Source organism: Pseudomonas sp. MWU13-3659 (assembly GCF_023757525.1).
Taxonomy (GTDB): domain Bacteria; phylum Pseudomonadota; class Gammaproteobacteria; order Pseudomonadales; family Pseudomonadaceae; genus Aquipseudomonas; species Aquipseudomonas entomophila_E.
In genome coordinates, this window is record NZ_JAMSHW010000011.1 from 167,174 (window position 1) to 173,811 (window position 6,638).

At 65.0% G+C, this 6,638-nt stretch carries 6 protein-coding genes; 3 read left to right on the forward strand and 3 right to left on the reverse strand.

Annotated features, from left to right (window positions below; translation table 11 throughout):
* Positions 1–80: 80 nt before the first annotated feature.
* From NGM28_RS16120 to NGM28_RS16130, 3 genes are all read right to left on the reverse strand, one after another.
* Positions 81–1,325, reverse strand: coding sequence for an MFS transporter (locus tag NGM28_RS16120; RefSeq protein ID WP_252090752.1), 1,245 nt, complete (start codon positions 1,323–1,325; stop codon positions 81–83).
* Positions 1,326–1,523: 198 nt separating this feature from the next.
* A complete protein-coding gene (locus NGM28_RS16125) occupies positions 1,524–2,312 on the reverse strand; it encodes a mechanosensitive ion channel family protein (protein ID WP_252090758.1) in 789 nt (262 codons plus the stop codon).
* 164 nt (positions 2,313–2,476) lie between these two features.
* The gene (locus NGM28_RS16130; protein WP_252090753.1) at positions 2,477–2,962 is read right to left on the reverse strand and encodes a YajQ family cyclic di-GMP-binding protein; all 486 of its coding nucleotides are present in this window, start codon (positions 2,960–2,962) and stop codon (positions 2,477–2,479) included.
* Positions 2,963–3,061: 99 nt separating this feature from the next.
* Here NGM28_RS16130 and NGM28_RS16135 point away from each other — a divergent pair, with 99 nt between their 5' ends.
* Genes NGM28_RS16135 through NGM28_RS16145 form a run of 3 tightly spaced genes read left to right on the forward strand, consistent with a single transcriptional unit; the run spans position 3,062 to position 6,606 of the window.
* Positions 3,062–3,979 carry a putative 2-dehydropantoate 2-reductase gene (locus NGM28_RS16135; protein WP_252090754.1) on the forward strand — a complete coding sequence of 306 codons (918 nt, stop codon included), beginning with the start codon at positions 3,062–3,064 and terminating at the stop codon, positions 3,977–3,979.
* A 37-nt stretch (positions 3,980–4,016) separates the two neighbouring features.
* Positions 4,017–6,038, forward strand: a complete 2,022-nt coding sequence (locus NGM28_RS16140) for an ATP-binding protein (protein ID WP_240065914.1) — start codon at positions 4,017–4,019, stop codon at positions 6,036–6,038.
* 1 nt (position 6,039) lies between these two features.
* Complete coding sequence (locus NGM28_RS16145) at positions 6,040–6,606, forward strand: cob(I)yrinic acid a,c-diamide adenosyltransferase (protein ID WP_252090755.1); 567 nt, start codon at positions 6,040–6,042, stop codon at positions 6,604–6,606.
* The last annotated feature ends 32 nt before the right edge of the window (positions 6,607–6,638 follow it).

A 6,638-nucleotide genomic window follows, 5' to 3' on the forward strand; every position in this document is an offset into this window, starting at 1 on the left:
CCCTTTTCGCCGGCAAGCCGGCTCCTGCAGGTATCGCCTATCGGTAGGAGCCGGCTTGCCGGCGAACCAGGCCAACTCGCTTATTGTGCGACAGCCTCTTCCCCTGCCCGCCGGCCCACCACGAACCACAGCGGCCACAGCGCCAGGGCGCCCGCCACGCTTGCGCCCAGGGCAAAGTGCATCAAGCTCGCTCCCGCACCCAGCATCGCCAGCACCGCGCCGCCCAACCCCAGCAAGGCGATGGTGATCATCCCCAGCATCGCCGACACCAGCCCCTTGCTCTGCTCGCTGGAGAACAGCGTCATGCGGTACAGCACCGCGTTGGCCACGCCCAGGCCAAGCGCATACAGCGACATCCCGGCCACCACGCTGGGCACCGTCGGCCAGAGCCAGGTCGCCAGGAGCATCAGGCCGAGGCCCGCCAGGTAAGGCAGGAGCGCCCCACGCACCAGTGCAGGCAGCGGATAGCGATCGGCAATGCGGTTGATGATCAGGTTGCCCAGGATCAGCCCGCCAAACACCGGCAGCTGCCACAAGGCGTATTCCATCCTGCTCAGGCCCTCGTCGGTGATCAACAGCACTGGCGACAGGCCGATCCAGCCGATCAGCGGCAGGCCCACCAGCCCCAGTGCCGCACTGCCGGCGACGAAGCGGCGGTTGCTCAGCAGTTGGCCGTAACCGGCGAGCAAGGGCAGCAGGTGGATCGGCGTGAACGGCAGGCGCGAGCCGTCGCGGCGCTCCACCCCCAGGGTTTCGGGCATCAGCCGGTACAGCAGCACCCAACACAACACCGCGCCTGCGGCAAATGCGACGAACAGCCAGCGCCAGTCCAGCCACTCCAGCAGCAAGGTACCGACCAACGGCCCCAGCAGTGGCGATAGCAGGGCGATGTTGGCCAGCAGGGCCATCATGCGCACCGCGTCGGCCTCGCTGAACGCTTCGTTCAACGCCGGGTAGCTGACCGTGACCACGAAGCCCAGGCCGATGCCCTGCAGCAGGCGCAACACGTTGAACAAACCAATATCGTTCGCCCAGAAGGTCGCCAGGCAGGCCACGCCGAAGAGCACGCACCCCGACAACAGCAAGGGCCGCCGGCCGAAGCGGTCGGACAGCGGGCCGATCAGCCATTGCAGGACCACGCCGCCCAACAGGTACAGGTTCAGGGCATGGGGAATGTATTGAGGGCTGGCCTTGAGGTCGTCGACCACCACCGGCATGGCCGGCATGACCGCGTCGCTGGCCAGGTAGGTCAGCAACTCGAACAGCGCCAGGGTCAGGCCGAACAGCAAGGCGCGCAGGGGGGTGATGTACAGCAGAGGTTTCATGATGGCTATCGGGTGTGGACAGTGGAGTCAGGGTATATGCCAGATGTGCCGGGCGGTTGGCTGTGAACAAGTGTAATGGGATGGAAAACAACGAGGCCGCCACGCGCCCCTTCGCCGGCAAGCCGGCTCCTACACAGACCGGTAGGAGCCGGCTTGCCGGCGAAGGGGCGCGTGGCGGCCCCCGACGATGCCATGCCGTTACTGCACGGCTGCTTCCTGCACCACGCGAATCACCCGCTGTGGGAACGGAATGTCGATCCCTTCGGCCTTGAGCCGGTCACGCGCATGCTCGTTGAGCATGAACAGCACGTCCCAGTAATCCGGGGTCTTGACCCAGATACGCAGCGACACGGTGATGGAGCTGTCACCCAGCGTGGATACCACCGCCTGCGGTGCCGGGTCCTGCAGGACCCGCGGGTCCTGGGCCAATTCCAGCAGCACGTTGCGCGCCTTCTGCAGGTCGGCGTCATAATCCACACCCACGTCGAACACGACCTTGCGGGTCGGCTGGCGGTTGGTGTTGGTGATGATGCCGTTGGACAGGCTGCCGTTGGGCATGATCACGGTCTTGTTGTCACCGGTACGCACCACGGTATGGAAGATCTGGATGCTGTCCACGGTGCCCGCGACACCCTGGGCTTCGATCCAGTCGCCGATACGGAACGGACGGAACATCAGGATCAGCACCCCACCCGCGAAGTTCGCCAGGCTGCCCTGCAAGGCCAGGCCGATGGCAAGGCCCGCGGCACCGATGGCGGCGACGAACGAGGTGGTCTCGATACCGATCATCGAAGCCACGCTGACCATCAGCAGCACCTTCAGCACGATATTGGCCAGGGAGCTGATGAAGCCCTGCAACGCCGCATCGGCACGCAGGCCGACCAGCTTGCCCAGGCGGGTGCTGAGCTTGTTGATGATCCACCAGCCGATGGCCAGTGTCAGCAGCGCCAGCAGAAGGCGGCTGCCGTATTCCATGATCAAGGGGATCCAGGTCTACGATTGACGAACCAGCTGATCGACTTCAGCGTTCAAATCCATGTTTTTCTCCTGATGCCGAGCGGCACGTACACAGTGAAGCAGGCCGCGAAACGAAAGCGGCCCGGGACCCGATGGACATCACTACGCCATCAAGGTTCCGGGCCGGCGCACGATCAGTCGCGGAAGTTGTTGAACTGCAGCGGCATGTCGAATTCCTTGGTACGCAGCAGGGCGATGGCTTCCTGCAGGTCGTCACGCTTCTTGCCGGTCACGCGCACCTGCTCGCCCTGGATGGCGGCCTGGACCTTGAGCTTGCCATCCTTGATGGTGGCGACGATCTTCTTGGCCAGGTCCTTGTCGATGCCTTCGCGGAACGTGGCTTCCTGTTTCTTTTCCTTGCCCGAGGCGTAGGGGTCCTTGGTTTCCAGGCATTTGACGTCGATCTTGCGCTTGACCAGCGCCAGGCGCAGGATTTCCAGCATCGCTTCGAGCTGGAACTCCTCTTCGGCGGTCAGCAGCACGGTCTGCTCTTTGTCCTTGAACTCGAAGCTGCCTTTGCCTTTGAGGTCGTAGCGGCGATCGAGGTCCTTGATGGCGTTGTCGACAGCGTTCTGCACTTCGTGCTTGTCCAGTTCCGATACCACGTCGAACGAAGGCATGGGTGTTCTCCAGAAAAGAAAGCGCGCTCGTCTGAAGATGGAGCGCGTCGGGATTGATGGTTAAAATGCGGACTCATTATAACGGGTTGCGAAACGCAGATGAGCAGCACCTGGCACATTCTCGGCGCCGGTAGCCTTGGCAGCCTCTGGGCCTGCCGCCTGGCCCGCGCCGGCAAGGCGGTCCGCCTGATCCTGCGCGATCCGCAGCGCCTGGCCGCCTATCAAGCAGCAGGTGGGCTGACCCTGGTCGAACAGGACCACGCCAGCCATTACGCGATACCCGCCGAAACCGGCGACGCCAATGGCCCGATCCATCGCCTGTTGGTCGCTTGCAAAGCCTATGATGCCGCGCCCGCCGTGGCCCATCTCGCCCCGCGCCTGGCCGATGGCGCGGAACTTGTGCTGTTGCAGAACGGCCTGGGCAGCCAGGACGAAGTGGCCGAGCAGGTCCCCCACGCCCGCTGCATCTTTGCCTCGAGCACCGAAGGGGCGTTCCGCGAAACCGACTGGCAGGTGCGTTTCGCCGGCCATGGCTTCAACTGGCTGGGCGACCCCGGCAACCCCGCCACGCCCACATGGTTCGATGACATGCGCGAGGCTGGCATTCCTGCCGAATGGACCGTCGACATCCTTCCCCGCCTATGGCGCAAACTGGCGCTCAACTGCGCGATCAACCCACTCACCGTGTTGCACGACTGCCACAACGGCGGCCTGCTGGAGCACCTGGTCGAAGTCACCGGGCTGTGCGACGAACTGGCCGAGCTGTTGCGTCGCTGCGGCCAGCCCAAGGCCGCCGACGACCTGCACGAGGAAGTGCAACGGGTCATCCTCGCCACCGCGGCCAACTACTCTTCCATGTACCAGGACGTCCGCCATGGCCGGCGCACCGAAGTCCACTACCTGCTCGGCCATGCCTGCCGCGCCGCTGAGCGCCACGGCGCGGACGTGCCCCGGCTGGAACACCTGCACCAGCGCCTGGTCGATAGCCTGAAGGCCCGCAACCTGCCCAGCGCCTGATGCCACCCACCCAACGGAGATGGAAATCGCCTTGCCCATGACCCTGCGCCAACGCCTGGACAACCTCCCGGTCGGGCAGAAACTGCTGGCGGCCCTGCTGGTGCTGCTGGTCACCATCCTGCTGGTGGCCAACCTGGCATTCATCAGCGCCGCCTACTGGATCACCCAGGACAGCATGGCACCCCAAGCCCTGCAGACCATCGGCAAGCTGGTATCCAACCCGCAGCTGTCTTCGCAGGCCGGGGATTCACCCGAGGCTGCCAACGCGCTGCTCAAGGAACTCGACAGCTACTCGCAACTGCGCGCCGCCGCCATCTATGCCAGCGATGGGCATCAGCTCGCCCAGCTCCAGCACGGCGACACGCTCACCCTGCCCAAGCGCTTTCGCAACATCGACGGCTGGCGGCTCACGGAGTTTCGCAGCACCCAGCTGATCCGCCTGCCCCGTGACGGCGGCCCGCCGGCGCACCTGCTGCTGGTGGCCAGCAGCGAACTGCCCACGGCGTTCTACACCGGCACTCTGTCGGCCAGCCTGGCCATCCTGGTGTTCAGCGTGCTGCTGTGGCTGGTCATCGCCCGCCAGATCAAGCGCCTGATCACCCTGCCGATCAACCGCCTCGAGGAACTGACGCGCCAGGTTACCCGTGAAGAAAGCTACGCCCTGCGCGCCAAACGCGGCAACGACGACGAAATCGGCAGCCTGGCCGAGGCATTCAACACCATGCTCTCGCGCATCGAGGCCCGCGAGCAGCAGCTCAAGCGCACCCGTGACGAGTTCCAGTCGGCTTACGACCAGGCCCAGGGCCTGGCCGAGGAAACCCGCCACACCAACCGCAAGCTGGAACTGGAAGTCCAGGTGCGCAGCAAGATCGAGAAAAAGCTCACGGGCTTCCAGAACTACCTCAACAGCATCATCGATTCCATGCCCTCGGCACTGATCGCCCTCGACGAGCAGCTCTATGTCACCCAGTGGAACCATGAGGCCACGGTGCTTTCCGGCACGCCCCTGGACGAAGCGCTGAACCAGCCGATCTTCCTCGCCTTCGAGCCCCTCAAACCGTTCCTGCCGCAGCTCAAGGAAAGCGTGGAGAAACACCGGGTGGCAAAGATCGAGCGGATCACCTGGCCCAAGGACGATGACCTGCGCCACTACGCCCTGACCTTCTACCCGCTGACCGGCGGCGGCGGGCGCGGCGTGGTGATCCGCATCGACGACATCACCCAGCGGCTGTCGCTGGAAGAAATGATGGTGCAGTCGGAGAAGATGCTCTCGGTCGGCGGGCTGGCCGCCGGCATGGCCCACGAGATCAACAACCCGCTGGGGGCGATCCTGCACAACGTGCAGAACATCCGCAGGCGCCTGTCACCGGAACTTGCACGCAACCAGGAACAGGCCGCCGAGCTGGGCATCGACCTGCCCAGCGTCAACCGCTACCTGGACAGCCGCGAAGTGCCAAAATTGCTCGACGGCATCCAGCAGGCCGGTGCGCGGGCGGCGAAGATCGTCACCCACATGCTCAGTTTCAGCCGCCGCAGCAACCGCCAGTTGGTACCCTGCGAACTGCCGGCACTGATCGACCAGGCGGTGGAGATCGCCGGCAACGACTTCGACCTGACCATCGGCTTCGACTTCAAGGGCCAGGCCATCGTCCGCCAGTTCGACCCGACGCTCGGGCCGGTGCCCTGCACCGCCAACGAGCTCGAACAGGTACTGCTCAACCTGCTGAAGAACGCCGCCCAGGCCATCCACCAGCGCCCGCAGCCCAGCGAGCCTGGGCGGATCATCCTGCGCACCCGGCTCAACCCGCCGTGGGCGGAGATCCAGGTCGAGGACAACGGCATCGGCATGCCCGAGGGGGTGCGCAAGCGTACTTTCGAACCGTTCTTCACCACCAAGGAGATCGGCCAGGGCACGGGCCTGGGGTTGTCGGTCTCGTACTTCATCATCACCAACAACCACAAGGGGCAGATGGAGGTGCAGTCCACGCCCGGCCAGGGCACCTGCTTCACCCTGCGCCTGCCCCTCGGCCAGCCGGCCGCCAGCAAGACGGAGGCATGACATGGGCTACCGCCTGTCGAAGATCTACACCCGCACCGGGGACAAAGGTGAAACCGGACTGGGCGATGGTCGCCGGGTGCCCAAGGACCATCCCCGCATCGAGGCGATCGGCGAGGTGGACAGCCTCAACAGCCAGCTCGGGGTGCTGCTGGCGGGGCTGTCCGACGCCGGGCTGGCTGAGGTGTTCGAGGTACTGGCGCCCTGTCAGCACCGCTTGTTCGACTTCGGAGGCGAGCTGGCGATGCCCAGCTATCAGGCACTGAAGGTCGCGGAAGTCGAACGACTGGAGGCGGCCATCGACTTATGGAACGAAGAACTGGGGCCGCTGCAGAACTTCATCCTGCCCAGTGGTTCGGCGCTGGTGGCCCAGGCCCATGTGTGCCGAAGCCAGGCGCGGGCTGCGGAACGGCGCTGTCAGCAGCTGAATGCCGTGGAGCCGTTGGAGGGCGTCGGGTTGGCGTACATCAACCGCTTGTCGGACCTGCTGTTCGTGGCGGCGCGGATCATCGGGCGCCGGCAAGGTGTGGCCGAAGTGTTGTGGCAACCTGCTGAGAAACCACGAGCCTGAACAGCTTCGCCGGCAAGCCGGCTCCTACAGGG